Genomic DNA, 25186 nt, shown 5'->3' with positions numbered 1-25186 from the left:
AGGGTGAAATTACGACCGAAATGAACACCAAGGGTGCCGAGCCATTCTGATGGTCGCTGGCATTATGTCGTTGCAGCTATAAATTTGCGCCATCCGCCATAGTGCGTGATCTCGATCGCGTCGGACAATGCTGTGGATTCGACGAGAAATCCTTTGGCCGAAGCGCCGTCCGCCAGCAGGATTGTGCCGATGTTCAGCGGCGCCGGTATCCCCGCGACGAACCGGCCGAACGCTTCCGGTGCCAATTGCCAGACTTCGACTTCAATCCGGCTTCCGAATCCCGCTGCAACGCGAATAAGGCCTGGCTTTGGCGGGTTCTGACCCCGCAACGCATAAAGCCGGTAGCAATCTGAAGTTTGCGTTTCGCGCAGTAGCCGGCCATTCAGGTCGAGCAATTGTCCGTTCAACGGCATCCTGGTCAAATGTGCTCCGACGACGACGACACTGATCAAGTCGCTCCTCTGCGCATGATCCGTCTTTTTGACGAGCGGGCGGGGCCAGCCGGTAGCACCCAGCGTCAGGGCATTCTCTGCGTGAATGTCGCGAGCAAGAGACGCGGTAACGCCATCTTTCCCGAAAGAAGAAAGCAGGGTGACGCTCGCGGGGCGGCCGTCCTTGCGCAGACCAGTCGGAACCGCAATCCCACAGAGATCAAGCAGATTGACGAAATTCGTATAGGTGCCGAGGCGCGAATTCTCGCGGATCGGTTCGGCTTCCAGCTCGGCACGGGTGTAGTGGCGCGGCGCGGTGGGCACGCAGAGGAGATCGACGGAGGCGATGACAGGCGTAAGCTTCCGCTTCAGCGCTTGCAGAGCATAGAAGCCGTTGAAGGCATCGGCCGCCGAAAGCGTCTTTGCAGCGCCATAGATCTTGCGCGTGACGGGATGGAAGCTGGCTTTCTTGTTGTCGAAAAACTCTTTCACGGCAGCGTAGCGCTCAGCGACCCACGCGCCTTCGTAGAGCAGATCCGCCACCTTGTAGAAGTCGCCGAAGGGTATTTCCACCAGGCGGTGACCGAGGCCGGAAAGCATGGCAAGTGCGGCCTCGTAAGACGCCTGCATAGCGTCGTCACCGAAGAAGCGGAGATCGCCCTTGGCGGGTACGCCGATCGTCAGCATCGGTACGGTCGTGCCGAAGCCAGCAGCTGGGATCGTTCGCGAATACTCATCGCTCGAGTCCGGCTGAGAGGCGATGGAAAAGATCTTCCAGGCATCATCCACCGTCAGCGCGAAGACCGAAACGCAGTCGAGCGTGCGGCAGGCGGGAATGACGCCCGTCGTCGAAATCGCACCCAATGACGGCTTTAGCCCGATGATATTGTTGAGCCCGGCCGGGATGCGCCCGGAGCCAGCCGTATCCGTGCCAAGCGCGAAGCTGACAATGCCCTGCGCAGTCGCAACCGCCGAGCCGGAGGAGGAGCCGCCAGGCACGAGATCCGGATCGATCGCATTGCGCGGGATCGGGTAGGGCGAGCGCACGCCGACAAGGCCGGTCGCGAACTGGTCGAGATTGGTCTTGCCGATGACCAGCGCACCGGCCTCCTTCAGCAGACGCACAACGGTCGCGTCGGCTTTTGGCATATAGCTGTAATCAGGGCAGGCGGCTGTAGTCGGCATGCCGGCCACGTCGATATTGTCCTTCACTGCAAAGGGAATGCCCCAGAGGGGTTTTGTCGCGGGGTCGAAGGCACCCAGCGCTTCGGCCTCAGCCAGCAGGTCCCTGATGTCGGCAAGATGGATGAAGATGCCGGGATCATTCACCTCGGCGATGCGCGCAAAGACAGCGTCGATCATTCCGGCGGCCGTCAATCCGTTCTGGTAGGCTGCATGCAGGGAGGCGATATCGAAAGCCGGTCCCGTTCTCATGCCGTTTCCTCTTCGAGTATTTTGACGGGTCGGTCCCATTGGATCAGCACGACGCAGCCGGTATCGCTCCAGACCGAATGTTCGGTACCGGCAGCATTCACAACATAGCTGCCCTTGCCGTAATCGCCGGCCTCGTCGGATTGGGTGCCTTCAAGCACCAGGATGGTTTCGAGCCCTTCGTGGCGATGGCGCGGCACGGACGCGCCCGCCTCGTATTTCAGCAGCGCCACGCCCGGCTGGTCGCCTTCAAAGGGGCGGATCCAGTGGATCGTCACGTCCGTTCGAAAGGGGCCGAATTCAAGGTCCTTCCAGCCGCCTGACGTCAAGAGTTCGCGGGTCGTTTCAGGCATGGATCGCCTCCAATATGTCGTCCACATGCGCCGTCCAGCCGACGATTGCGCCCTGGGCGCGGATCATGGCGATGGCAGCCGTCTTGAATTCGGGGAAGTAGCTCTCGGTCGCCTCCTCGGCGAGCAGGCATTCGTAGCCGCGATCATTGGCCTCGCGCATGGTCGTCTGGACGCAGACTTCGGTCGTAACGCCTGCAAAGACAAGCTGCGTAATGCAGCGCTGCTTGAGAATGTCGCCGAGGTCGGTGGCGTAGAAGGCTCCTTTGCCCGGCTTCTCGATGACGATCTCGCCATTGATGGGTGCCAGGTCCGGCAGGATCGCCGTGCCAGGTTCGCCAGCAATCAGGATACGACCCATCGGGCCTTCATCGCCGATGCGGAGCGAGGGATTGCCGCGATCCCGCTTGGCGGGTGGCAGGTCGGAAAGGTCGGGCCGGTGGCATTCCATCGTGTGGATGACCGGCAGGCCCGCCTTGCGGAAGCCTTCGATCAGCCGCTTTACGTCGGGCACGATTTTCGTGATACGGCTGACATCGTTGCCGAGGCTTTCGCCGAAGCCGCCGGGTTCGGCGAAGTCGCGCTGCATGTCGATGACGATCAAGGCGATCTGATTTGGCTTCGCCGGAAAGGCAAAAGGCTGTGCCTTGATATCGACCATCAGTGATGCCCCGCCATGTGGGCGCCGATGACGCCGATATCGGCCGACAGTGCCGGCGTCTCGTAGACTAGCCTGCCCTCGGAAATGACCATGATACGGTCGGACATTTCCAGCAGCTCGTCCAGATCCTCCGAGAGCAGCAGTACGGCGGCCCCGGCATTGCGGGCGCGCATGATGCGGGCGCGGATCTCGGCGACGGCGGAAAAGTCGAGGCCGAAGCAGGGATTGGAAACGATCAGTAGATTGACGTCGCCCGTCAGCTCCCGGGCGAGCACGGCGCGCTGGACGTTGCCTCCCGAGAGCGCCGCTATGGGCGAGGAGGACGAGGCGGTCTTCACCTTGAAGTCGGCGATCAGTTCGGCGGCGCGCTTCTTCATCTTGGCCGAGTTCAGCCAGACTGCGTTCTTGCCATCAGGTTTGAGGTCAAAGGTACGGAAGGCGAGGTTTTCACTGACCGTCATCTTCGGCGCGCAGGCATTCAGCAGCGGCTCTTCCGGGATGAAGCGGACGTTGTTGCGGCGCGTCTCCGATCGCGTCGCGCCGTAGACCTGACCATTGACCACAACGTGTCCGGCCTGTGTCGCACGCTGGCCGGCGAGAATTTCCGTCAGTTCCTTCTGCCCGTTGCCCGATATGCCGGCGATGCCAACGATCTCGCCGGAGCGAACGATAAGATCGTCGATCTCGATCGTCTTGAGGCCTGAGCGATCGGGGGCCTTGACGTCTTTCACCGCCAAGACCGGCTTGGCGAGATCGGCGACGGGAACGCGCGTGTCGAGTTCGGCGAGCTTGACGTCGCCGATCATCATCGCGGCCATGTCTGAAGTTGAGAGTTCGGCCACTTTGCCCGTTCCGATCAGCTTGCCGCGCCGCAGGATCGAGACGGCGTCGGCGAATTTCGTCACCTCGTGGAACTTGTGGCTGATCATCAGCACCGTCAGTTCGCCTCGCTCGGTCATGCCGCGCACCAGGCCGAGCATCTCGTCGGCCTCGGCAGGCGTCAGCACGGAAGTCGGCTCGTCGAGCACGAGGAAGGAGCGGCCGAGATAGAGCTGCTTGACGATCTCGAGCTTCTGCTTTTCGCCGGCGGCAAGCTCGCTGACCGGCCGCTCAAGCGGGATCCTGAATGGCATGTGCTCCATGAACGCGGCGAGGTCCCGGCGCTCTTTGGCCCAGTTGATCACAGCGGGCACTTGCGTGCGGCTGATGACGAGATTTTCGGCGCCCGTCAGCGAAGGCACCAGCGTGAAATGCTGGTAGACCATCCCGAGGCCGTAGGTCGCAGCATCTCTCGGCGAGGCGATCGTCACCTCTCGGCCATCGACCGAGAGCGAACCGGAGGTCGCGTGGTAGAAGCCCATGATGCATTTGACAAGCGTCGATTTGCCGGCGCCATTCTCGCCAAGTAGGGCGTGGAAGCTGCCGGCCGGAATGCTGATCGAGACATTGTCGAGCGCGGTGAAGCTGCCGAAGCGCATCGTCATGTCGAGCGTGTCGATGCCGACGGCCTTGCCAGTTTGCGGAAGGGGCGTGTCGCGGATTATGCTCACTTCAATGCTCCTTTTCGACAATAATGGCGACGGGGCCGCCGCCAGGCGGTCCCTGATGTTCGGCGCCGCCGGAGACGAAGAGATCAGTGACGCCGAAGATGCCGGCAAGCACTCCGCCGACGAAGGCGCGGGCATGGCGCGTGCCAGAAATATCGGAATCGTCCAGCATGGTGTGGCGTTTGCCACGCACCTTGCCGGAGGGGTCAGGTTCGGCTTTGGCGAGGACCGCGGCGAGGTGTCCGTTTGCCGGCAGACGCCCGCGCGCCTCGCGGATTGCGGTCGTATCAATAGCGTCACGCATCACCGCGTGGTCGATCGCCAGCGGTCCGGACCATTTGTCGCTCATGCCGAGTACGATGATTTCATGGTCGGTCAGTTCGACGCCGGCAGAAGTGGAAGCGCAGCGCGAGAAAAGTTCATAACGGCTGCATATATCGGTGTCATTGATCGTTTCTGCGCTGATCTCGCCAAGCGCGACGGCTGCACCGAGTGCCGAAGCGCCGCGTGACAGGCCCATCGATCTTAGCGTGTCGCGGGTAGCAAGGATCTTGCCTTCCGCTTCCAATCCGGCAATGCGATTGAGCGTTAGAAGCGGGCATTTGATCTGGACGAAATGCACGTCACCGGGGTCGTCAATACCTGCGTCGCGCATTGCCTCGCGGACGCTTTCAGCGACGAGTAGCACCTGTTCGCGTCGCCCAAGATGTTCTGCCGGCAGCGAAGGCGTACGTGCAACGCCGATCGCCAGCGCACGCTCGGCAGGCGCTTGCACTACCGCTCGTGCGAACACCGTCCAGTGCGGCGACAGCGCGCCCTCCGTCCCGCCCGACATAACAAGCGAGACGCCCTCGACGCCGTGCTTTTGAAAGAGTGTCTCGAAGCTGCGGGTTGCATAGCCGCGAGAGAAATCGTTGACGCAGCCGTTGCCCTCCGTCTTACCAAGCACGGCCACCACATCTTTTGGCGATAGGCCGCTGGCAAAAAGCGCCTCAACGCCGGAGATGTCATCCGGTCCGTTGGCGGCTACGCGAAAGATTTGCGCGCGCAGCGAGGGCATCAGGGTAGGGCCTCGATCAGCGCCTTGGAATTGGAGACGGAGCCGAAAACACCGCCCTGCATTTTCACCATCTTGATGGCGGCGAGGTGGTTGCCGTAATCGGTCGCGCCGCAGCAGTCTTCGAGCAACAGGCATTCGAAGCCGCGGTCGTTCGCCTCGCGCATGGTGGTGGAGACGCAGACGTCGGTCGTAATCCCGGTCAGGATGATGTTTTCGATGCGTTTCTGGTTGAGGATCAGCTCAAGGTCGGTCGCGCAGAAGGAGCCTTTGCCCGGCTTGTCGATGATTGCTTCGCCTTTGATCGGATAGAGTTCGGGAATGATGTCCCACCCGGGTTCTCCACGCACGAGAATACGGCCGCAGGGACCGCTGTCGCCGATGCCAGCGCCGATACGCTGCGAGCGCCATCGCTTGTTGGCTGGCAGGTCGGCGAGATCCGGCCGATGGCCCTCTCGCGTGTGGATGATGTGATAGCCCTTTGCGCGCATGGCAGACAGGACGGACTTGATCGGCTCGATCGGCGCCTGGACCAGCGACAGGTCGTAGCCCATGTGGTCCACGTAGCCGCCTTTGCCGCAGAAATCCGTCTGCATGTCGATGATGATGAGCGCGGTGTTGTCCGGCCGAAGATCGCCGTTATAGGGCCAGGGATAGGGATCGGCATCGATGTGGCTCAGCGTCTGGCCGGCCAGTTCCGCTTTGGGAAGGCTGTTCATGGCGGATCTCCTATTTGGTCAACGAAAGCGCGCCGGGAGCGCCCACAAGCGAGCGGGTCGGTGATGAGGTGGCGATAAGGATGACGAGCGTCAGCACGTAGGGCGCGGCATAAAAGAGGTAGTAACCTTCGGTGACGCCGACCGATTGCAGAGCGGGACCAAGGGCGCCCGCGCCGCCGAAGAGCAGGGCTGCCAGGAAGCAGCCGATCGGGTTCCAGCGCGCGAAGATAACGAGAGCAACCGCCATCAGGCCCTGACCGGATGAGATGCGCTCGTTCCAGGAGCCGGGATAGTAGAGCGACAGATAGGCGCCGCCGACAGCCGCGAGCGAGCCACCGGCGGCGGTTGCGATCAGGCGGACGCGATCGGGGTGAATGCCCATGGCGCGGGCCGCGTCGGTGCTGTCGCCGACGACGCGGAGGATGAGGCCGATCCTAGTGTTCCGGAAGGCCCACCAGAGCAGGATCGCGAGCACGATGCCAATCAGAAAAAGAGCATTGACATCGAGCGCCGCCCGGATCGGTGCAAGCCTCGACCAGAAGCCGAAGGGGATGGAGGGGAGGTGCGGTGCAGCCGGCTGGATGAAGGGCTTGCCGAGGAAGAAGGCAAGGCCGAGCCCGAATTGCATCATGGCGATGCCGATCGCGATATCATTCACCTTCGGCCATTTACAGATCCAGCCGTGCACGGCGCCGAAGATGGCACCCGTTGCCATGGCCGCGAGAACACCGAGCCAGGGCGAACTGGTCATGACATCGATGGCGTAAGCGGTCATGGCGCCGAACACCAGCGTGCCTTCGAGGCCGAGGTTGATGCGGCCGGAGCGCTCGGTGATGGTCTCGCCGAGGCTGACGAAAATGAAAGGCGTCGAAACCCGTATGGCGCCGGCCAGGATCGCAAGCGGGACACCCCAGATGCCGATGGTTGCGTCTTCCATCACGCTCCTCCCATTTTGAAGCCCCTGGTGTTCCAGAGATCGGGATTGAAAATCCTGAACCGGCCGTAGAAGGTCTCGCAAAACAGGATGACGATGAAGAGGGTGCCCTGCAGAACGAGGACCGTTGCATCGGGCAGGCCCATGCGCCGCTGGATCAGCCCGCCGGCGGCATCGACGCCGCCTAGAAAGAAGGCGACGGGAATGATCGCGAGCGGATTGTGGCGCGCCAGGAATGCGACGAGGATGCCGGTATAGCCGTAGCCGGCGGCAAGCGAGGCATTGGCACTACCCTGGACGGCGGCGACCTCGACCATGCCGGCGAGGCCCGCGAACCCGCCGGCGATCGCCGTCAGTCCGCCGATCAGCTTGCCGACGGGCAGGCCCTGGATCTGGGCGGCGCGTACATTGCCGCCGGCGATGCGGGCCGCAAAGCCGAAGCTCGTCATCTCGATCAACATCCATGAGAGGATGCAGGCGACAATTCCGATCACCAATCCCCAATGTACGTCCATGCCGGGAATGTTGCCGAGCATATAGTCTGCGGGAAGCGGCTTGGTCGAAGGCTTGTTCAGGCTGGCGGGATCGCGCAGCGGTCCTTCGACGAACTGGTTCATCAGGGCGATGGCGATATAGGCGAGCAAAAGCGAGGAAATGGTCTCGTTGACGCCGCGATAGTGACGCAGCAGACCCGCGAGACTGATCCAGAGACCGCCGACGACAAAGCCGGCAACGGCCATCAGGATCAAAACGACGAGAACCGGTGCCGTGCCGACGATCGGCAGGGCGATCGCCGCCGCCGCGACGCCGCCGAGAACGACGGCGCCTTCGCCGCCGATGATGACCAGACCGAGCCGGGCCGGCAACGCGACGCAGAGTGCGGTCAGAAGCAGCGGCGAGGCTCGGCTCAGGCTGTTCTGGATGGAAAACCAGCTGCCGAAGCCACCAGTGTACATCAGCTGGTAGAGTATCGCCGGCGACTTGCCGAGCGCGAGAAGGAAGAGGGAGAAAAGCGCCAGGCCAGCGAGAATGCCGCCAAGGGTAATGGCGACAGGTTCGGCCCGCCGCGCCAGCCATTCAAGGATAGGGCGCAACGATGTCCGCCTCGCGGTGGAAAGAGAGATTGCCGGATCATCGGCCTTGACCGTCATGATGCTTGCCTCCCTTTGGGATCAGGCCGTGGACCCGACCACGCCTTCGACCAGGTAATCCATGCTTTCCAGTTCGATCGCGTCTTCGGCATAGGTCTTGCCGCCATCGATGACCTGCTTGCCCTTGTTGTCCTTCAGCGGACCCTTGAAGACGGAGAAGCCGCCGGCCATCATTTCGGCCTTGGTCGCCTCGAATTTCTTGCGAGCCTCGTCGGAAACGCCGGAACCAAGTGCGCTCATCTTGACGAAGCCGTCCTTCAGGCCGCCGCGAACGAAGTTCGGCAAGGCTTGGCTGGCCTGTGCCTGTTTGACGAAATTGCTGTAGACGTTGCCCCAGGCCCATTCGGCACCGGTGAGGTATTTTTCCGGGGCAAGTGGGCTCTGGTTGGCATGGTAGCCGCAGACGAAAGCGCCGCGGCCGGCCGCCGTTTGCACGACGACTTTGGGGCTGTCGACGTGGCAGGTGATGACGTCTGCGCCCTGATCGACGAGCGCGTTGGTTGCCTCCGCCTCCTTGACGGCAAGCGACCACTCGCCGGTGAAGATCACTTGGCAGGTGATGGCCGGATCCACCGAGCGGGCGCCGAGCAGGAAGGCATTGATGTTCTGAAGAACTTGCGGGATCGGCTTTGCCGCGACGAAACCTATCTTCTTGCTTTTCGTCGCGTAGCCCGCCGCAATGCCATTTAGATACTGGCCCTGGAAGATGTAGCCGAAGTAGGAACCCGTATTCATCGGGTGCTTGTCTTTCTGCCAGAGCCCGCCACAGTGGCGAAACTGGATGTCGGGATATTTTGCAGCCATGGCCAGCATGTGCGGATCGAAATAGCCGAAGGACGTCGGGAAAATGAGCTTGGCGCCATCGAGATTGATCATCGATTCCATGGTCTTTTGTACGTCGACCGTCTCTGGAACGTTTTCTTCCTCGACAACGGTGACGCCGGGCATCGCCTTGATGGCGGCGGCGCCTTCCGCATGCGCCTGGTTATAGCCGTAATCATCCTTGGGGCCGACATAGATGAAGCCGACGGTCAATGCCGCTTGTGCGGAGGCACGAGTTGCCAAAAGCCCGGGCGCAAGGCCGGCAAACATGCCGGCGGCGGATGTCTGAAGGAAATTGCGACGGTTCATGGAAAGGAGTTTGGTCATCACGATGCTCCTTGCGGCGAGGGGGCCGATTAATGTGGGTGCATCAAAGTGTATGCAATAGCTATGCCAGATAATAATATATTGATTTTATTATATTAAATAAATTTAAACAGAGAATATTCTGGAAAGTGCATGCAATTTAAATTCCAGTGTGATTAAAATATAATCTGAACCTATAAATGGAGCATAATACGCAACAGAACATACGACCTTCTAGAAAATTCCTGAGGTGGGAAGAATTTTATTGGCGTAAAATCAATTGTTTAACTCGAAGTTTGACTTTAATTCCTGGGAAAGGCATCTGTATACAGAAGGCGGAAAAGGCAGAATCAGTGGTGGGACAAGTCAGGCGCAAACAGGTCGTCCGGGCAGGAAAGACGGTCGAACAGATGGTTCGGGCGATTGCCGATATGATAGTGACCGGGCAAATGCTGCCAGGCGAAAAGCTTGACGAAATCTCGCTTGCGACACGGTTCGACGTATCACGCACACCCGTGCGCGAGGCGCTACGCGAGCTCGGAGCGATGGGTCTTGTCGATCGAGAACCGAACCGTAGCGCGGTCGTTACCAACGTCACCGAAAGCTATCTGCACTCGATGTTTGAGGCGATGGCGGAGCTCGAGGGGATATGCGCGCGGCTTTCGGCGGAGCGCATGACGGTGGATGAGCGGCGTCTACTGGAAGTCGAGCATCGGGCCTCAGCCCGGCTCGTTCACAAAGGAGCGGACGAGGATTATGCCGCCTACAACGTCGAATTCCACACTCGGCTTTATCGAGGTGCGCACAATGAGCATATTTGTGAACTCGTGACGCAGAGCCGCGCGCGGCTTGCGCCTTTTCGTCGAGCGCAGTTCCGGCTGCCGGGCCGGTTGACGAAATCTTATGCCGAACATGAAGAGATCGTGACGGCCATCATGCGGGCCGACGGAGTTGCCGCTGCCCAGGCGGCCTATTCGCATGTCGAAATTGTGAGCGGCGTCAGCGTCGTCTTTGCGGTGCGCCTCAGAGAACTTTCTTGAAACTGATGTGGCTGGCGACAAATCCCAGCGCTTCATAGAAGCGGAGTGCTGCCGGGCGTGACTTGTCACTCGTCAATTGCACCCGAATGCAGCCCCTCGAACGGCAATAATCAAACGCCCATTCGAATGCCTGCTTGCCAATCCCCTTTCCCTGATGGGATTTGTCGATCCTGACGCCCTCGATCAGCCCCCGCAGCGCGCCCAATCTCGATATGTTGGGAATGATCGTGATCTGAAAGGTGCCAATGACACTGCCATTGTCCGTTACGACGGCCAGAAATTGATTGGCATCGGCATCGATCGCTGCGAAGGCCGTTCGATAGGCATCTGGGATAGGAAGGCTCGTATCTTCTCTGCCTGCGCCAAGATCATCTTCTGCCAGCAGCGCGACGACCGCTTGAAGGTCGGCATCGTTCGCTCTTCTAAATTCGACCATTTGGCTTTGAGCTCCTTCTATATCGATCTCATGGAAATCCGTATTGCCATGCTGCTCGGCTGGCCTATGGATGCTGAAAGATTTAAGGGAGAACAACAGGAATGCCGATTTCGATTTCCTGGCATCGTCTGTCAGCCCATCCATCGAACAGCAACATAGTCGACCTGAAGGCCGCGAGAGACGCGGCGGACGTCTCCAAGCCGTATGCAGATTCGAGCTTGCGATTTGGCTTTGCTGCGGGAGCCATCAAACAGATGGGCTTGAGCCCCTCAGACGACGCAAATTTGACGATATAATCTATAATTTTAATAGGCAAATGAATCAGGCAACGATGTTTCAATCATCGACCGCACTATGAAAGATCGTGCCGTGCGAAGCGCACTATCGATCATGCATGCTCTGCGTGCGAAGCGCTGAGCGGAGTTTACAGAATGGTCGGCAAGATCGGCGATCCTGACGACCGTCCACCGGGCAGCCTTCAGAACATTGTTTGGAGGCATATGCATGAACGATATCATTGTCCGGTCGTCATTGCTGGATCCAGCGGCGGAACCGCTGATCGATGGTCTTGCCAGCGAGTATGATGGCAGATATGGCGCCGCCAGCCGCCCAGGCGGCGCGCGAGCGGAAATCGTGCGCTATCCGAGTGCCCTGTTTGCTCCGCCGCTTGGCGATTTTCTCCTGCTGCAGCGCGACGGTCAAACCATCGCCGGTGGCGCCTTCATGAGTCATGACGACGAAACTGCCGAGTTCAAACGGATATGGGCGCATCCGGATCTCCGGCGTCAGGGGCTGGCGCGCCGCATCATGGTCGCGCTCGAGGAGAGTGCCGGGCAACTCGGCTATAACAGGGCCTATCTTAGTACCGGCTTTCGCCAGCCGGAGGCAGTAGCCTTCTACCTATCGCTTGGCTATCGCCCTCTTTTCGACCCGACCGTCGATCCGAGCTTCTATCGCTCTCTGCCTTTCGAAAAGCACATCGGCAAAAGGACGGGCGAACCCGGCCTGACTCCAATCTACCCGCCCGCCGCCTCCTTTGAGGAGGCCACGGCGCGCGTGACTGCGTTGAAGGCTGCGCAAGAGCAACTGATCATTGCCCGCCTTGCAGCTCACGAAACCTCCGCTGCCTGACGGATATGGCGTCTCCGATTGTTATCAGCAAATCCGGCAGGCGGCGCAGTCTGCGCTTGGATTCATAATCATCATGAAACAGGACTTCACATGACGCATCGAAATGGTCTCAGGCTCGGCATCGGCTTAGATGTCGCCGCGCAATCCCGTAATCCGCGCGATGCGCAGAAAAATGTCTGGCGGGCGCTTATAGCGCGTTTCGACACAGTGGTCGATTTCGTGACGCTGGAAGATGGCTTTGCCCGTCCCGACGGAGATGGGCTGGATGCCGTGCTGCTCGCAAACTGGCTTGCAGCACGCAGCAGCAATATCGGAATTATCCCCGGCGCTGCGGTTAATTTCCTGGAGCCGTTTCATATCTCGACCGCCATTGCGACGCTGGATTTCGTAAGCGAGGGCAGGGCGGGTTTCCTGGTTCAGCAACATGATGAGTTGAGTGCCGTGCATGCCCGCCAAGCGATCGGCGCCCTCAATGGCTTTCCTGCAACGGAAAGCTCCGCCTTGCGTCAGGATGCGCTTGATGTCGTCGACGTCATTCGCGGATTATGGGACAGTTGGGAAGATGGGGCAATCATCCGAGACAGGGAAAGCCAGCGATTTCTGGATGGCTCGAAGCTGCATTACATCAATTTCAAGGGCAGCAGCTTTCAAGTTCTCGGCCCCTCGATCACGCCGCGCCCGCCTCAGGGGCAGCCGGTGGTCGCCGCAGCCTATCGTCATGGGAAGGACCTATCCCTCGCCTCGGCGGCCGATATCGTCTTCGTCCATCCGGATAGCCCGGACATTGCCACTGTCGTCGAAACTATCCGCTCTGCGGACGAGAATAGGGTGCGAGCATTCATCGTCGACGTCGTCATCGACGCCGCGTCGAAATCGGTTGACGACTATGTGGTGCAACTTGGTGAGTTCGCCAGGTCGGGTATCACCGGTATTCGCCTCGCCCTCAGCGATCCCGCGGCGCAGGCGGCATATGTGCTCGACGAGCTTATTCCGGCGCTGAGGACCCGATCACTTCTTGGCCCGGTCGCCACGGGACCGCTGAGAAGCCGATTTGGCCTGCCGGCAGTCGGCAATCGCTATACCAACGCAGCCTGAATTTCCAAGGAGAGCCCCATGACGAAGAAGCAGGTAATTCTTGGAGCCCAATTTCCGGGCGTCAATAATTTCACGGTCTGGAGCGATCCGGCCGCGGGAAGCCAGATCGAGTTTGCGTCCTTCCGCCATTTTGCCGAAACGGTCGAGCGAGGAAAGTTCGACTTCATATTCCTGGCGGAAGGCTTGCGCATCCGTGAGCAGAAGGGTCGTTTTCACGAGCTGGATGTTGCAGGCCGGCCGAATACGCTTGCCATTCTGACGGCACTTGCCTCGATTACCGAACATGTCGGCCTGATCGGTACGCTGACGACCACCTTCAATGAGCCGTATGTGTTGGCCCGGCAATTGGCGACACTGGATATCCTGTCCGGCGGACGTGCCGGCTGGAATGTCGTCACTTCGCCCGACGCCTTTACCGGCGCGAATTTCCGTCGCGCGGATCACCTTCCCCATGAGCAGCGCTACGAACGTGCGCGTGGGTTTATCGAAGCTGCACAGAGCATCTGGGGCGGCGGCGATTTTTCGATCCGGTCGAGATATTTCGATATTGCTGGACGGTCGGGGCTTGAGCGCTCGCTGCAGGGCGCTCCCGTCATCGCTCAGGCAGGAGATTCCGATGAGGGAAGAGAATTTGCGGCTCGCCATGCAGACCTGATCTACTCCCGCCATGGCTCGCTTGAGGCGGGACAAGCCTTCTATGCGGATGTAAAGAAGCGTTTGGCGAAATATGATCGCAGCCCCGACGCTTTGAAAATCCTGCCTGGAGCCAATTTCGTCATAGGCGATACGCAGGAGGATGCTGACAAGAAGCAGAAAGCGATACGCCTGCAACAGGTCAGTCCAAAGAGCGCGATCGTGTTTCTCGAACAGGTCTGGAACCGGGATCTTTCAAGCTATGATCCGGATGGACCGCTGCCGGATGTCGATCCGGATGTTTCCGGAGAGAACCTGGTTCAGGGCCGCGCCAGCAATCAGGATATCAAACGGCGGCTGGAAACGGCGCAGTCGTGGCGCGAGATTGCCGAGCGGGATCGCCTTAGCATCCGCGAACTTGCCATCCGCGTCACCGCTCGAAAGCAGTTCGTCGGAACGCCGGAAAGTATCGCCGACGAGATCAATCGCTATGTGCAGGCCGACGCGGCGGACGGCTTCGTCTTCGCACCGCATCTGACGCCCGGCGGCTTCGACGAATTCGTCGAGAAGGTCGTGCCGATTTTGCAGGAGCGCGGTGTCTATCGCAGGGAATATGCCGATGCGACCCTGCGCTCCAATCTTGGCCTGCCGGATAAGATAGAAGAAAGCCGGCCGCTGCGGCATTTTTCCCAGACGGCGTGACGGTAGTTACACGGGCAAGCCATACGGTAGTGGATGACCCCGAGATCAAATACCTCGATCTCAGGGTCATCTGCGTCTCTTCCTACGGTCTATGGCGAATGATCGACGGGCCAAGCTCTTTTGTTCGTTAAAAGCTCGGCGGCGTGCATGCACTGATGACCTCGCAGGGATACGGCCCGACGCAGCGGAAGCGATGCGGACGGCGGCTTTCGAAATAGTAAGCATCGCCCGGGCCGAGAATGCGACGTTCGTCATCCACTGTCACCTCCAGGCGGCCGGTGAGCACGATACCGCCTTCCTCTCCTTCATGCACCAGAGGTACCTTGCCGGTATCGGCTCCTGGCTGATAGCACTCCTTCAGGATTTGCAGGCTGCGGCCGAAGAGGTTTTCGCCGATCTGGCGATAGGAAATCGGGCCTTTGCCGATCTCGACCAATTCTTCGGCCGCATAGAAGGCCTTTTTCGGCGCTTCCGGTTCAAAGGCAAAGAATTCGGCAAGTCCGATCGGGATGCCGTCGAGAATGCGCTTCAGCGCGCCCACGGACGGATTGGCCGAATTGGATTCGATCAGCGAGATTGTCGAATTGGTAACGCCCGCCCGCTTGGCAAGCTCGCGTTGGGAGAGATTGTGCGCCAGACGCAGATGGCGCAGGCGATTGCCGATATCGACGGACATCATGGCTCCAGGTTTCAGATGTTCGAAATATCGAAAACATCTCATGTGATATAAGTAAAATCAATGGCTTAAATGTAGTGAGAAAAGGACTTGTTCGGAACAGGAAAATCGCTGATGTCAGAGATAGCGCAATGGAGGCGACCATGGACAAGATCACCCATCCGAACACCCCTGTTCTCGACAATTTCTGGATGCCGTTCACGGCGAACCGGCAGTTCAAGGCGGCTCCCCGCCTGCTCGCCGCGGCCGACGGCATGTATTACACCGATGTCGACGGCAAGAAGGTGCTGGACGGAACGGCGGGGCTCTGGTGCGTCAATGCCGGCCATGGCCGCAAGAAGATCGCACAGGCGGTCGAACACCAGCTCTCCACCATGGACTTTGCGCCAACCTTCCAGATGGGGCATCCGATCGCCTTCGATTTCGCGGCAAAGCTTGCCGCACATGCGCCGGGCGGTGCGGAGGCGGGACTTGATCGCGTGTTCTTCACGGGCTCTGGTTCTGAATCCGTCGACACCGCGCTCAAGATCGCCATCGCCTATCAGCGCGCGATCGGGCAGGGCACGCGCACTCGGATCATCGGCCGTGAAAAGGGCTATCACGGTGTCGGCTTCGGCGGCATTTCCGTCGGCGGTCTCGTCAACAATCGTCGTGTCTTCCCGCAGATCCCCGCCGACCACATGCGCCACACGCTCGACGTCGAGCGCAACGCCTTCAGCAAGGGCCTTCCGGCTCATGGCATCGAGCTTGCCGAGGATCTGGAGCGGCTGGTCGCCCTGCACGGTGCTGAAACGATCGCCGCAGTCATTGTCGAGCCGATGTCCGGTTCAGCCGGCGTCGTCCTGCCGCCGAAGGGCTACCTGGAGCGGTTGCGCGCCATCGCCGACAAATACGGCATCCTTTTGATCTTCGATGAAGTCATCACCGGCTTCGGCCGTCTGGGCACGCCGTTCGCGACGGAATATTTCGGTGTCGTTCCCGATCTCGTTACGGCGGCAAAAGGCATCACCAACGGCACGATACCGATGGGCGCCGTCTTTGCCAGCCGCAAGGTCTATGACGGCCTGATGACCGGCCCAGAAAACCAGATCGAGCTCTTCCACGGCTATACCTATTCCGGCCATCCTGTCGCCTGCGCCGCCGGCCTGGCGACCATGGAAATCTACGAGGAAGAAGGTCTGTTGACGCGTGCAGCCGAGCTGGCCGAGGACTGGCAGAATGCGCTGCATTCGCTGAAGGGCCTGCCGCATGTGGTCGACATCCGCAATCTCGGCCTCGTCGGCGCTGTCGAACTCGCGCCGCGCGATGGCGCTCCCGGCACGCGCGCCTATGACGTCTTCGTCGATTGCTTCCAGAAGGGCCTGCTGATCCGCGTAACCGGCGATATCATCGCGCTTTCTCCGCCGCTCATCATCGAGCGCGCTGAGATCGAAACGATCGTCTCCATGCTTGGCGATGCCTTGAAGCGGGTAGCCTAATCATCTCTGAGCCTGGCCGGTGTAGATAGCGTCGGTCAGGCTCGATTCGAGAAGCTGTACGGTCGCTTCCATCCTTTGCCACGACATGATTGCCGGCAGCGGCTCGTCATCTGGAATGAAAGCATCTCATGTCGCCCAGCTGGGTGACGATGTCGTTTTTTCATGCGCAACACGGCTCCTCCCGTGATCTTCTGGACATGTTCAAGGTGCCATCGGAAAGCGTCCCGATGGATAATTGGGAAACCGGTCACAGGCCGGTGCTGCCCCCGCAACGGTAGCGGATCGAATGTCCTGATCGATGCCACTGGCAGAAGTGCCGGGAAGGTGTCGGGAAATCCGAATGGACAGGTCCGAAGCCCGGAAACCAGCCTTGACGGCATGCTTGACTGATCGCGGTGGGCGATCGAGAGGTGAATGGGGGTTTCCTGAGATCAGCCCCGTTTCAATCTCGCACAGCTTCCCATCAGTCACGCATGCGCCGGCTTGGATGGCACGAAAGTTGCCGCTCCCGAGACCGATTTTGCCGCCGTTCAGCCCGTTGAGGAGCGGGCCGATCCGAAGAGGTCCGACATTCGGGCAATCATCAAGCGTTCAATCAAGGAGGAGATGGCATGACTGGGAACAGAGGCGTGGTCTACATGCGGCCCGGCAGGGTCGAAGTGCGCGATATCGACGATCCGAAGCTGGAGGCGCCGGACGGCCGACGCATCGAACATGGTGTGATCCTAAAGGTGATCTCCACGAATATCTGCGGTTCCGATCAGCACATGGTTCGTGGCCGCACGACTGCGATGCCCGGCCTCGTGCTCGGGCATGAGATCACCGGGCAGATCATCGAAAAGGGTATCGATGTCGAGATGCTCGATGTCGGTGATATCGTCTCCGTCCCGTTCAATGTTGCCTGCGGCCGCTGCCGTTGCTGCAAGTCGCAGGACACCGGCGTCTGCCTGACGGTCAATCCGTCGCGCGCCGGCGGTGCCTACGGTTATGTCGACATGGGCGGCTGGATCGGCGGCCAGGCGCGGTATGTCATGGTGCCCTATGCGGATTTCAACCTGCTGAAGTTCCCCGATCGCGACAAGGCCATGGCAAAGATCCGCGATCTGACCATGCTTTCCGATATCCTGCCGACAGGCTTTCACGGTGCTGTTCGGGCAGGCGTCGGTGTGGGTTCCACGGTCTATGTTGCAGGTGCAGGACCGGTCGGTCTGGCTGCTGCTGCTTCCGCTCGTATCCTGGGTGCCGCCGTCGTCATGATCGGTGACTTCAACAAGGATCGGCTTGCACATGCAGCCAAGGTTGGTTTCGAGCCCATCGATCTTTCCAAGAGCGATCGTCTGGGCGATATGATCGCGGAGATCGTCGGCACCAATGAAGTGGATAGTGCGATCGATGCAGTCGGTTTCGAGGCGCGTGGTCATTCTGGCGGGGAACAGCCGGCAATCGTGCTCAATCAAATGATGGAGATTACACGAGCGGCTGGTTCGATCGGCATACCCGGACTGTATGTGACGGAGGATCCTGGTGCCGCAGACAATGCTGCAAAGCAAGGCAGCCTGTCCCTGCGCTTTGGTCTCGGCTGGGCGAAGGCGCAATCCTTCCATACGGGGCAGACGCCGGTGCTGAAGTACAATCGCCAGCTCATGCAGGCAATCCTGCACGACAGGTTGCCGATTGCCGATATTGTCAACGCCAAGATCATCTCTCTTGAAGATGCAGCACAAGGATATGAGAGCTTCGATCAAGGTGCTGCAACGAAGTTCGTGCTCGATCCGCACGGCGAGCTGACGAAGGCGGCGTAGTAAAGAAGAACTTACAGGATCACGGAGTGATCCTGAGGTGAATACAGGCAGAGGGCGGAGGTTGGTATCTCTGCCCTCGGTGTTGTAGCGGTGAACGCATATGAGTTTGCCGGACAACAAAATGGCGGCAAAAGCCAGAGACGGCATCAATTGCTTCGTCGATACACCTGCAGGTTTGTGCGCCGCCATAGAACATTTCGAGCAAGTATGCGCCGCAGCACGCCTTGCCGAAGTTCCGGATCATGTCTGGAAATGGCTAATCGGGTCGGAAAACTCGCAAAATTTGAGCGCGCCTGGTCTCCAAAGGCGGTTGTAGAGGCCGATTTATCGATAATAATGACGTATTATGTTGCCATTATACATCTATCCTTTACATATATGCGGGCATCCATGCGGAGGAGCTTCGTCATCGCTTCCTAAGCAACGGCGGCTTGACAAAGAACGCTAACCTGAAGAGATCGGATCAATGGCAAACTTTCTTGAGAAATGGACTTCGAAAAAGGCTGATAAGCCGAAGGCTGGCGCACGCAATGTTGTTGATACATTTCGTGCTCGAGTAGCGGAACAGAAGGCATATCTGGAGGAGTACGAGCGAGACACGGCAGGTTTCAAGAAGTGGCGCTCCACTTGGTTTCAGCGTGTTCCCGGTGGCTTTGGCGTGACGGTCGGTCGTGACTCGGTCAACGCCGGTCGTGGATTGAGCTATGTTGTCGTCGACGCGATCAAGGACGTGGCTGAGTTTCTCGATGATCTCGCCTATCACGCAGAGCATGATGCCGGCTTCCGGCAGGCTCTCGAGCAGAACCGCCAGCGTCGCGTCGCACTTCTGAATGCGGCAAAGACCGGAGGCAAGGCAGCGGCCTCGAAGACGAAGCCGAAGGCGAAAGCTATCAAGCCCGCAGCGGTGGCAAAGTCGGCCGCTGTCAAGCCTGCTGCTACCAAGGCAGCACCCAAGGCTACTCGGACAAAGGCTGCTTCCGTAGCCGCTCCCGCACCGGCTGCTGCAGAAGCAGCCAAGCCGAAGCGCACGCGCAAGACGAAGGCTGCTGGCGCAGCAGAATAAGATTAGGAAGCCCGCTTCACGCGGGCTTTTTCTTTGCTTGAAACATGCTCATGTCATCGAAGGTGTATGGCTGCGCCTTCAAACAAGCATCAAGGCGGATCTGTCCTCGACACTGTCGATCACAAGAGTTGAACCGAACAGGAAGAGAGATCCGAGGCCGTTACAGAGACTATGCGGCTATTGAAGTTGGGGAATGGGCCGGTACTCTGTGCTACATCACACCGAACCCACTGATGTTGATTGACGCGGCCGACAGAGCGCACAGCAGATATCGTTGTATTGAGTTGCTTCGAGGCAACGGAATGAGGCCGCGATACGCAAACGCGCTGGGCGTGACTTCTCTTTGAGCTGACCGATTGAGGGGGCGCAATGACGCTCGGCTCCGAGAAGGTTTATTCCGTACCAGGCAGCAACCTGAAAGGAGCGGCATCTGCCGCCCCTTTCGGTCAATTTCACTTCTTCTCGCTATAGGCCTTGATCGCGGCGGCAACTTCGGTCTTGGCCGCTTCCGCATTTTCGAAGCCACCGACTTCGACGACCTTGCGGGCGTCAGGCAGTTGCTTGTAAACGCGGAAGAATGCCTGCAGCCGGTCCTGCTCCAGCTTGGGAAGATCGGAGATTTCCTTGATGCCATCGTAGGTCGGATCGATCTTGGTGGTGGGTACGGCAACGATCTTGTTGTCGACCTCGCCGCCGTCGATCATCTTCAGCACGCCGATTGCACGCACGCGGACGATGGCGCCGGGAACGATCGGTTCGCGCGTATAGACGAGGGCGTCAAGCGGATCGCCGTCACCACCGAGCGAGCTAGTAATGGAGCCATAGTTGGCCGGATAAGCGACCGGCATGGATTGGAAGCGATCGACGACGATGTGGCCGGTCTTGGCATCGATTTCATATTTGGTGAAGCTGCCGGCAGGAATTTCGATGGCGGTGTAGAATTCCTGGCTTTCGTCTTTCGGCTGAGGATAGTCGATATAGGACACATAGTCGGCAGCCGAAACAACACCCGTGGAAAGGATCGTCATTGCAATGACGGAGATAAGCTTTTTCATATACGCCCCCGCGTTAAGGTTGAACGCTATCGCCCTAATCAGGGGTTGTTACGGGCTTGTGACATAGATCGGTGAATGCACAGCTAACTGTCCAGGCTCACCATCTACCCGAATGCGCGAACATTGCGGCGGATCGTCTGCGGCGGTTGGCCGAGCACGCGCAGGAAGGCGCGGCGCATGCGCTCGCGATCGGCAAAGCCGACTTCGATGGCGATTTCATCCATCGAATGGCGACCGTCTTCGATCATCAGGCGCGCAGCCTCCACCCGCATGTTCTCGACCGCCTTGGCGGGGGACTGGCCGGTTTCGCTGCGAAAGACGCGGTTGAACTGGCGTGGGCTGAGGCTTGCCGCCTCCGCCAGCTCCTCTACCGATACGATCTTGCGCAGGTTTCGTCCGGCAAAGTCGAGCGCGCGTTGAACGCGGTCGGATTTCGGCTCCAGCTCGAGAAGCGTCGAAAATTGCGATTGCCCGCCGGCACGACGATGATAGACGACGAGCTTTCGGGCTACGGTTCGCGCCAGCTCCTCGCCGTGATCCTTCTCGATCATTGCAAGGGCGAGATCGATGGTGGCGGTCATGCCTGCCGATGTCCAGATGGACCCGTCGATGATGAAGATCTTGTCCTCATCGACCTTGAGGGCGGGGAAACGATCCCGCAGCTCTCGCGCAAAGACCCAATGTGTCGTTGCGCGGCGGCCATCCAGTAATCCGGCTTCAGCCAAAGCGAAGGCACCGGTACACGGAGCCGCGACACGCCGGGCGGATTTTGCAGCCCGACGGATATAATCGAGGATCGCGGGAGATGTGGCCGAAACTTCTGTCGCCGCGCCGATGAAAAGAGAATCGAAAGCAGCATCGCCAAATGCCTCCGTTTCGACACTGAACCCTGCCGACGAGCGGACATGCCCTCCTGTCTCCGATAGCAGCGTGACACGGTAGAGCTCCCTCTCGCTCGCCAGATTTGCAACCTCGAAGGCGGTCACTGCGGTGAATCCCATGACCTGAAAGCCGGGAAAGACGAGAAATCCGATGGAATGCATGGCAAAACTCACGGCTGGAAAAGGTGTTTATAGCATTTATCGGTCGAAAACGGCATCAACTTTCTATGGTTCCGGCCATTATGCGTCGTTCTGGATGTCTGAAAACGTGGTGAATATGACATTTCGGTCATCGGCATTTGCGCCTATTATCATTGTAAGCGGGACAATGACGCCGCAGGACAAGGAATGGAAACAATGACAAATTCATCGGGCAAGGCATTGGTAACGGGCGCCTCTTCCGGCATTGGCGCCGTCTACGCGCATCGGCTCGCCCATCGGGGCTTCGACCTCATTCTGGTGGCGCGCAATGAAGAGCGACTTTCGGCGATTGCGGAGCGGCTGCGCACGGAGACGGGACGTAAGGTTGAAGTGATTGCCGCGGACCTCGGCTCCCAGAGTGATCTGCGTCGTGTGGAGCATGTGCTGAGGACGGATGAGGCGATCACGCTTCTCGTCAACAATGCCGGCTTCGGCGGAGCGGCACCCTTGCTGGAGGCCGATGTCGACAAGATGCAGCAGATGATCGACCTGAATGTCACCGCGCTCATGCGGCTCACCTATGCCGCCGTGCCAGGCTTTGTTCGGCGTGGCGGCGGTTCCATCATCAATATCGCCTCGATCGTCGCAATCGCGCCGGAGCTGTTGAACGGCGTCTACGGTGGCACGAAAGCCTTCGTGCTCGCCTTCAGCCAGTCCCTGAAACATGAGCTGGCGGACAAGAATATTCGCATACAGGCGGTTCTGCCCGGGGCGACTGCAACGGAATTCTGGGCAGTCGCTGGCGTCCCCGTGGAGCATCTGCCGTCGGAGATCGTCATGTCGACCGAGGACATGGTTGATGCTGCGCTGGTTGGCTTTGATCAGGGAGAGTTGGCGACGATCCCCGCTCTCGAAGATGTCGATCTGCAGAAGGCTTATGAAGATGCGCAGCAGGCCCTGAAGCCCAATCTCTCGCGCTCTGCCGCGGCTCGACGTTATCAAGTGAGGTAAGAATCGATCGAATGAATAGGGTGGCCGGCATTCACATCATATGTGCCGGTCATTCAAAAGCCATAAAACTGGCGAGGTTTGAAAAGGCAAAACGGATCGACATGATCCGAGCATCGGCTGCATGACATATCACGCAATACCACTTATGCGTCATGGCATATCCCAGCCAGTATCGACACCATCCATCAGGACCTGAATGAGAAGGTTCGCCGCGACCAAAGCAGATATGCGAGGTTCAATGCGATGTACTCCATCCAAGACCACACTCCTGTTTCCATCGTCATTGCGAACTACAACTACGCACATTTTCTGAGGCGCAGTATCGATAGCGCATTGGAACAGAATTACGACGATGCCGAGGTCATCGTCGTCGATGACGCATCGACCGATGCGACAGCTGATGTCATCGCCTCCTATGGCTCGCGAATAAAGACATGTCTGCGCGAGGTGAACGGCGGACATGCTGCTGCATTCAACACAGGCTTCGCATCCAGCCACGGCGAGATCGTGCTGTTTCTCGATGCGGATGATTATCTCTATCCGGATGCGGTATCGGAGGTTGTCGAAGCTTGGGAAGAGAAGACAGCTCAGGTGCAGTTCAGGCTGCATATCGTCGACGAACAGATGCATGTAAAGGATATATTTCCACCCGTGGAACTACCTTTCGATTCCGGTGACGTCACTCCGGAATTGTTGCGGAAAGGCCGTTATCAGACGACGGTCACCAGCGGTCTGGCATTCAGGCGTTCGGTGCTGGAGAAGGTCATGCCGGTGCCGGAGCCGGAGTTTCGCCAGGGAGCAGATGGATATCTTGCCACGGTTGCACCGCTCCATGGCGAGGTAACCTCCATCGAAGATTGCCTTGGCGCCTATCGCATACATGGCGCCAATCATTCCGTCTTTGCCGAAAGGCTCGGCCAGCGCGCGCGTTGGCGCATAGCGCATGATTTCCGCCGATTGGAGGCCCTATCTGATCAGGCGACGGAGATTGGATTGGATGTGCCTGATGATGCCGGCCTGCGCGATCCCGTCCACATCGAGGAGCGTCTGGCATCGCTTTGCATCGACAGGGACCAACATCCTGTTGCGAATGATTCCAGGCTCTCCCTTGCCACGGCCGGCGCGGTTGCCAGTCTCAGGATGAATGCATCGCGCAAGCGTCGCCTGATGCTGGCCGGATGGTTTCTCTCGATCGGTGTCCTGCCTCGGGATATGGCAAAGACCATCCTTTCGTGGAAGCTTGTGGCCTCGTCCCGGCCTCCGTTTCTCCTGCGTCTCTCGAAGACCATCAGGCATGCGATGGGATAGCTGGACTCCGGAAGACATGGAGATGCCTCGCGCCAATGGACGACACTGATCCTATTCGGTCATGCCCGATTTGCGCGAAGGTCCCATCAAAGCGTCGACCACGGCTTGATGATGGATATTCCTGTCATAACGGCTGTCGGTTGCGAGCTGCATCAACCCGGCAAAGGCGCTCCTGGCGGAAGGTTTCTTGCCCTCGCCGCGGAGATAGGCGGTCAGGCGGCGATAATTGGCATTGGTCTTGATCTCCAGCGGATTGCCAGCGCCCATTTTCTTCAACGGCCACCACGACCAGCCGATGCCGTTCTTTTCCTGCAATTCTACAGCACGCGCATACCAGTCATTGTTGTTCTCGCCGGATTCGCCGTTCCAGAGCGGCATGTCATATTGTTCGCGGAGCTTCAAAAAGGGTTCGATCGATTCCTGCGTCGTCGGTGTCCAGTATTTGTGGAAGCTGAGCGCCGTATTGCGGTCGTCGATCGGCAGCACGCCGGCATAGTTGTTGCCCCAGCAATTGCCCTCGATGAGAAGCATATGGTTGGTATCGATCGCGCGGATGGCGCGGATGGTGCGCTGATAGATATCGCGCAGCGGCCGGTTTTCGGTTTCGCGGCAGCCACCTTTGTCTTTTCTGTCCTGAAAACCCCAATTCGGTTCGTTGAGCAGATCGTAACCGGCGATCGTCGGCTCGTCGCTGTAGCGACGGGCGATCTCGCTCCACAGCGCGATCATCATTGCCTGGTTTTCATCGCTGTGCCAGAGCGACGGCTTGTTCGGATTGCGGTCGGAAATGGCGATGTCGTGACCCTGGCCGCCAGGTGCCGCATGCAGGTCGAGGATCAAGTACATGTCGTTGGCTTTCAGCCAGCGGATCAAAACGTCAATCCGCCGAAAGCCCTCTTCGTTCCAGACAATGTTTCTGGACGTGTTCCTGCCGTGCTTGTCCTCGATGAACAGGTTCCAGTGCATCGGCAGGCGCACGCTGTTGAAACCCCATTTGGCCATCGCGTCGATATCAGCTTTCGTTACCGCATTCTCCCGCCAGGACCGATAGAATTGCTCTGTCTTTTTCTCGCCGATGACTTCGGATATGCGGCGGCGAATGATGTGCTGCGCCTTGAGATTGGCAAGGCCCATCATGTAGCCCTCCTGCACCATCCAGCCGCCTAGGCCGAGACCGCGCAGGATGAGGGGATTGCCCTTGCCATCGACGATCCGCTGATGATCGGCACGAACGAATCCCTCGGCATATGCCGATGGGGCAAATGACCCCAGGCAGATAATGGACAGGCTGGCGAGCAACAGCAGAAAATGTCTCATGAATCCCA

25 protein-coding genes and 1 riboswitch are annotated in these 25186 nt (G+C 59.1%); of the genes, 11 read left to right on the top strand and 14 right to left on the bottom strand.

Going from position 1 to position 25186, the window contains the following annotated elements; all coding sequences use genetic code 11:
• Nucleotides 1–62: 62 nt before the first annotated feature.
• Genes atzF through AC13Q5_RS27215 form a run of 9 tightly spaced genes read right to left on the bottom strand, consistent with a single transcriptional unit; the run spans nt 63 to nt 9430 of the window.
• Nucleotides 63–1865, bottom strand: a complete 1803-nt coding sequence (atzF, locus tag AC13Q5_RS27255; protein WP_488503817.1) for an allophanate hydrolase — start codon at nt 1863–1865, stop codon at nt 63–65.
• Nucleotides 1862–2215, bottom strand: coding sequence for a cupin domain-containing protein (locus AC13Q5_RS27250; RefSeq protein WP_075854496.1), 354 nt, complete (start codon nt 2213–2215; stop codon nt 1862–1864). Before AC13Q5_RS27250 ends, atzF begins: the two co-directional genes overlap by 4 nt.
• Nucleotides 2208–2873: a cysteine hydrolase family protein gene (locus tag AC13Q5_RS27245; RefSeq protein ID WP_488503816.1), complete on the bottom strand. Its 666-nt coding sequence runs from the start codon at nt 2871–2873 to the stop codon at nt 2208–2210. Before AC13Q5_RS27245 ends, AC13Q5_RS27250 begins: the two co-directional genes overlap by 8 nt.
• The gene (locus AC13Q5_RS27240) at nt 2873–4423 is read right to left on the bottom strand and encodes an ABC transporter ATP-binding protein (protein ID WP_488503815.1); all 1551 of its coding nucleotides are present in this window, start codon (nt 4421–4423) and stop codon (nt 2873–2875) included. The genes AC13Q5_RS27245 and AC13Q5_RS27240 overlap by 1 nt, the downstream gene beginning before the upstream one ends.
• 1 nt (nt 4424) lies before the next feature.
• Nucleotides 4425–5480 (bottom strand): cyanuric acid amidohydrolase, encoded by a 1056-nt coding sequence (gene atzD / locus AC13Q5_RS27235; RefSeq protein ID WP_488503814.1) that lies wholly within the window; start codon nt 5478–5480, stop codon nt 4425–4427.
• Nucleotides 5480–6196, bottom strand: a complete 717-nt coding sequence (gene biuH, locus AC13Q5_RS27230; protein WP_075854492.1) for a biuret amidohydrolase — start codon at nt 6194–6196, stop codon at nt 5480–5482. Before biuH ends, atzD begins: the two co-directional genes overlap by 1 nt.
• A 10-nt stretch (nt 6197–6206) precedes the next feature.
• Nucleotides 6207–7133 (bottom strand): ABC transporter permease, encoded by a 927-nt coding sequence (locus tag AC13Q5_RS27225; RefSeq protein ID WP_488503813.1) that lies wholly within the window; start codon nt 7131–7133, stop codon nt 6207–6209.
• Nucleotides 7133–8281 carry an ABC transporter permease gene (locus tag AC13Q5_RS27220; RefSeq protein WP_075854490.1) on the bottom strand — a complete coding sequence of 383 codons (1149 nt, stop codon included), beginning with the start codon at nt 8279–8281 and terminating at the stop codon, nt 7133–7135. Before AC13Q5_RS27220 ends, AC13Q5_RS27225 begins: the two co-directional genes overlap by 1 nt.
• A 21-nt stretch (nt 8282–8302) precedes the next feature.
• Nucleotides 8303–9430, bottom strand: coding sequence for a BMP family ABC transporter substrate-binding protein (locus tag AC13Q5_RS27215; protein WP_457879211.1), 1128 nt, complete (start codon nt 9428–9430; stop codon nt 8303–8305).
• Nucleotides 9431–9819: 389 nt separating this feature from the next.
• Here AC13Q5_RS27215 and AC13Q5_RS27210 point away from each other — a divergent pair, with 389 nt between their 5' ends.
• A complete protein-coding gene (locus AC13Q5_RS27210) occupies nt 9820–10449 on the top strand; it encodes a GntR family transcriptional regulator (RefSeq protein ID WP_488503834.1) in 630 nt (209 codons plus the stop codon).
• Here AC13Q5_RS27210 and AC13Q5_RS27205 read toward each other — a convergent pair.
• Nucleotides 10433–10885 (bottom strand): GNAT family N-acetyltransferase, encoded by a 453-nt coding sequence (locus AC13Q5_RS27205; protein ID WP_488503812.1) that lies wholly within the window; start codon nt 10883–10885, stop codon nt 10433–10435. The two genes, AC13Q5_RS27210 and AC13Q5_RS27205, sit on opposite strands and share 17 nt — an antisense overlap.
• A 504-nt stretch (nt 10886–11389) precedes the next feature.
• On the opposite strand from AC13Q5_RS27205, the gene AC13Q5_RS27200 reads away from it, so the two are divergent.
• From AC13Q5_RS27200 to AC13Q5_RS27190, 3 genes are all read left to right on the top strand, one after another.
• Complete coding sequence (locus AC13Q5_RS27200) at nt 11390–12016, top strand: GNAT family N-acetyltransferase (protein ID WP_075853048.1); 627 nt, start codon at nt 11390–11392, stop codon at nt 12014–12016.
• A 90-nt stretch (nt 12017–12106) separates the two neighbouring features.
• Nucleotides 12107–13111 carry an LLM class flavin-dependent oxidoreductase gene (locus AC13Q5_RS27195; RefSeq protein ID WP_488503811.1) on the top strand — a complete coding sequence of 335 codons (1005 nt, stop codon included), beginning with the start codon at nt 12107–12109 and terminating at the stop codon, nt 13109–13111.
• A gap of 18 nt (nt 13112–13129) precedes the next feature.
• Nucleotides 13130–14446 (top strand): LLM class flavin-dependent oxidoreductase, encoded by a 1317-nt coding sequence (locus tag AC13Q5_RS27190; protein ID WP_488503810.1) that lies wholly within the window; start codon nt 13130–13132, stop codon nt 14444–14446.
• A gap of 127 nt (nt 14447–14573) precedes the next feature.
• Here the strand turns inward: AC13Q5_RS27190 and AC13Q5_RS27185 are convergent, their stop codons facing one another.
• Nucleotides 14574–15122: a cupin domain-containing protein gene (locus AC13Q5_RS27185; protein ID WP_075853051.1), complete on the bottom strand. Its 549-nt coding sequence runs from the start codon at nt 15120–15122 to the stop codon at nt 14574–14576.
• A 143-nt stretch (nt 15123–15265) separates the two neighbouring features.
• Here AC13Q5_RS27185 and aptA point away from each other — a divergent pair, with 143 nt between their 5' ends.
• The 4 genes from aptA (at nt 15266) to AC13Q5_RS27165 (ending at nt 19465) form a co-directional block, all read left to right on the top strand.
• Nucleotides 15266–16600 carry an omega-aminotransferase AptA gene (gene aptA / locus AC13Q5_RS27180; protein WP_488503809.1) on the top strand — a complete coding sequence of 445 codons (1335 nt, stop codon included), beginning with the start codon at nt 15266–15268 and terminating at the stop codon, nt 16598–16600.
• 187 nt (nt 16601–16787) lie between these two features.
• Nucleotides 16788–16987, top strand: a riboswitch (cobalamin riboswitch).
• 224 nt (nt 16988–17211) lie between these two features.
• A complete protein-coding gene (gene fdhA, locus AC13Q5_RS27175; RefSeq protein ID WP_488503808.1) occupies nt 17212–18402 on the top strand; it encodes a formaldehyde dehydrogenase, glutathione-independent in 1191 nt (396 codons plus the stop codon).
• 100 nt (nt 18403–18502) lie between these two features.
• Nucleotides 18503–18718 (top strand): hypothetical protein, encoded by a 216-nt coding sequence (locus AC13Q5_RS27170; RefSeq protein ID WP_488503807.1) that lies wholly within the window; start codon nt 18503–18505, stop codon nt 18716–18718.
• Between the two features lie 150 nt (nt 18719–18868).
• Nucleotides 18869–19465, top strand: a complete 597-nt coding sequence (locus AC13Q5_RS27165; RefSeq protein ID WP_075853053.1) for a hypothetical protein — start codon at nt 18869–18871, stop codon at nt 19463–19465.
• 452 nt (nt 19466–19917) lie between these two features.
• Here the strand turns inward: AC13Q5_RS27165 and AC13Q5_RS27160 are convergent, their stop codons facing one another.
• Both AC13Q5_RS27160 and AC13Q5_RS27155 read right to left on the bottom strand, forming a co-directional pair.
• Nucleotides 19918–20520: an inorganic diphosphatase gene (locus AC13Q5_RS27160; protein ID WP_488503806.1), complete on the bottom strand. Its 603-nt coding sequence runs from the start codon at nt 20518–20520 to the stop codon at nt 19918–19920.
• A gap of 104 nt (nt 20521–20624) precedes the next feature.
• The gene (locus AC13Q5_RS27155) at nt 20625–21563 is read right to left on the bottom strand and encodes a GlxA family transcriptional regulator (RefSeq protein ID WP_075853055.1); all 939 of its coding nucleotides are present in this window, start codon (nt 21561–21563) and stop codon (nt 20625–20627) included.
• On the opposite strand from AC13Q5_RS27155, the gene AC13Q5_RS27150 reads away from it, so the two are divergent.
• The 3 genes from AC13Q5_RS27150 to AC13Q5_RS27140 all read left to right on the top strand — a co-directional run bounded on the left by AC13Q5_RS27150 (nt 21562) and on the right by AC13Q5_RS27140 (nt 23861).
• Entirely contained in the window at nt 21562–21762 is a 201-nt protein-coding gene (locus AC13Q5_RS27150) for a hypothetical protein (RefSeq protein WP_488503805.1), read from the top strand. The two genes, AC13Q5_RS27155 and AC13Q5_RS27150, sit on opposite strands and share 2 nt — an antisense overlap.
• Nucleotides 21759–22553, top strand: coding sequence for an SDR family NAD(P)-dependent oxidoreductase (locus AC13Q5_RS27145; RefSeq protein WP_488503804.1), 795 nt, complete (start codon nt 21759–21761; stop codon nt 22551–22553). Before AC13Q5_RS27150 ends, AC13Q5_RS27145 begins: the two co-directional genes overlap by 4 nt.
• A gap of 243 nt (nt 22554–22796) precedes the next feature.
• On the top strand, nt 22797–23861 hold the full coding sequence (locus tag AC13Q5_RS27140; protein WP_488503803.1) for a glycosyltransferase family 2 protein: 1065 nt from the start codon (nt 22797–22799) through the stop codon (nt 23859–23861).
• A 51-nt stretch (nt 23862–23912) separates the two neighbouring features.
• On the opposite strand, the gene AC13Q5_RS27135 is transcribed toward AC13Q5_RS27140, so the two are convergent.
• Nucleotides 23913–25178, bottom strand: a complete 1266-nt coding sequence (locus AC13Q5_RS27135; protein WP_488503802.1) for a glycoside hydrolase family 5 protein — start codon at nt 25176–25178, stop codon at nt 23913–23915.
• Between the last annotated feature and the right edge of the window lie 8 nt (nt 25179–25186).

The organism is Martinezella sp. CNPSo 3964 (genome assembly GCF_057784375.1).
Note: the sequence above shows the minus strand (reverse complement) of the source record. Positions and strands in the feature narration are given on the sequence as shown.

What these genes read in the sequence shown, in the direction of transcription:
- AC13Q5_RS27195 (WP_488503811.1), top strand. Translation starts at nt 12,107, where the DNA reads ATGACGCATCGAAATGGTCTCAGGCTCGGCATCGGCTTAGATGTCGCC.
- AC13Q5_RS27145 (WP_488503804.1), top strand. Translation starts at nt 21,759, where the DNA reads ATGACAAATTCATCGGGCAAGGCATTGGTAACGGGCGCCTCTTCCGGC.
- AC13Q5_RS27140 (WP_488503803.1), top strand. Translation starts at nt 22,797, where the DNA reads ATGTACTCCATCCAAGACCACACTCCTGTTTCCATCGTCATTGCGAAC.
- biuH (WP_075854492.1), bottom strand. Translation starts at nt 6,196, where the DNA reads ATGAACAGCCTTCCCAAAGCGGAACTGGCCGGCCAGACGCTGAGCCAC.
- AC13Q5_RS27220 (WP_075854490.1), bottom strand. Translation starts at nt 8,281, where the DNA reads ATGACGGTCAAGGCCGATGATCCGGCAATCTCTCTTTCCACCGCGAGG.
- AC13Q5_RS27150 (WP_488503805.1), top strand. Translation starts at nt 21,562, where the DNA reads ATGGCAAAACTCACGGCTGGAAAAGGTGTTTATAGCATTTATCGGTCG.
- AC13Q5_RS27250 (WP_075854496.1), bottom strand. Translation starts at nt 2,215, where the DNA reads ATGCCTGAAACGACCCGCGAACTCTTGACGTCAGGCGGCTGGAAGGAC.
- AC13Q5_RS27135 (WP_488503802.1), bottom strand. Translation starts at nt 25,178, where the DNA reads ATGAGACATTTTCTGCTGTTGCTCGCCAGCCTGTCCATTATCTGCCTG.
- AC13Q5_RS27155 (WP_075853055.1), bottom strand. Translation starts at nt 21,563, where the DNA reads ATGCATTCCATCGGATTTCTCGTCTTTCCCGGCTTTCAGGTCATGGGA.
- atzF (WP_488503817.1), bottom strand. Translation starts at nt 1,865, where the DNA reads ATGAGAACGGGACCGGCTTTCGATATCGCCTCCCTGCATGCAGCCTAC.
- AC13Q5_RS27225 (WP_488503813.1), bottom strand. Translation starts at nt 7,133, where the DNA reads ATGGAAGACGCAACCATCGGCATCTGGGGTGTCCCGCTTGCGATCCTG.
- AC13Q5_RS27205 (WP_488503812.1), bottom strand. Translation starts at nt 10,885, where the DNA reads ATGGTCGAATTTAGAAGAGCGAACGATGCCGACCTTCAAGCGGTCGTC.
- AC13Q5_RS27200 (WP_075853048.1), top strand. Translation starts at nt 11,390, where the DNA reads ATGAACGATATCATTGTCCGGTCGTCATTGCTGGATCCAGCGGCGGAA.
- AC13Q5_RS27215 (WP_457879211.1), bottom strand. Translation starts at nt 9,430, where the DNA reads ATGACCAAACTCCTTTCCATGAACCGTCGCAATTTCCTTCAGACATCC.
- AC13Q5_RS27170 (WP_488503807.1), top strand. Translation starts at nt 18,503, where the DNA reads ATGAGTTTGCCGGACAACAAAATGGCGGCAAAAGCCAGAGACGGCATC.
- AC13Q5_RS27245 (WP_488503816.1), bottom strand. Translation starts at nt 2,873, where the DNA reads ATGGTCGATATCAAGGCACAGCCTTTTGCCTTTCCGGCGAAGCCAAAT.
- atzD (WP_488503814.1), bottom strand. Translation starts at nt 5,480, where the DNA reads ATGCCCTCGCTGCGCGCGCAAATCTTTCGCGTAGCCGCCAACGGACCG.
- AC13Q5_RS27190 (WP_488503810.1), top strand. Translation starts at nt 13,130, where the DNA reads ATGACGAAGAAGCAGGTAATTCTTGGAGCCCAATTTCCGGGCGTCAAT.
- AC13Q5_RS27165 (WP_075853053.1), top strand. Translation starts at nt 18,869, where the DNA reads ATGGCAAACTTTCTTGAGAAATGGACTTCGAAAAAGGCTGATAAGCCG.
- AC13Q5_RS27210 (WP_488503834.1), top strand. Translation starts at nt 9,820, where the DNA reads ATGGTTCGGGCGATTGCCGATATGATAGTGACCGGGCAAATGCTGCCA.
- aptA (WP_488503809.1), top strand. Translation starts at nt 15,266, where the DNA reads ATGGACAAGATCACCCATCCGAACACCCCTGTTCTCGACAATTTCTGG.
- AC13Q5_RS27160 (WP_488503806.1), bottom strand. Translation starts at nt 20,520, where the DNA reads ATGAAAAAGCTTATCTCCGTCATTGCAATGACGATCCTTTCCACGGGT.
- fdhA (WP_488503808.1), top strand. Translation starts at nt 17,212, where the DNA reads ATGACTGGGAACAGAGGCGTGGTCTACATGCGGCCCGGCAGGGTCGAA.
- AC13Q5_RS27185 (WP_075853051.1), bottom strand. Translation starts at nt 15,122, where the DNA reads ATGTCCGTCGATATCGGCAATCGCCTGCGCCATCTGCGTCTGGCGCAC.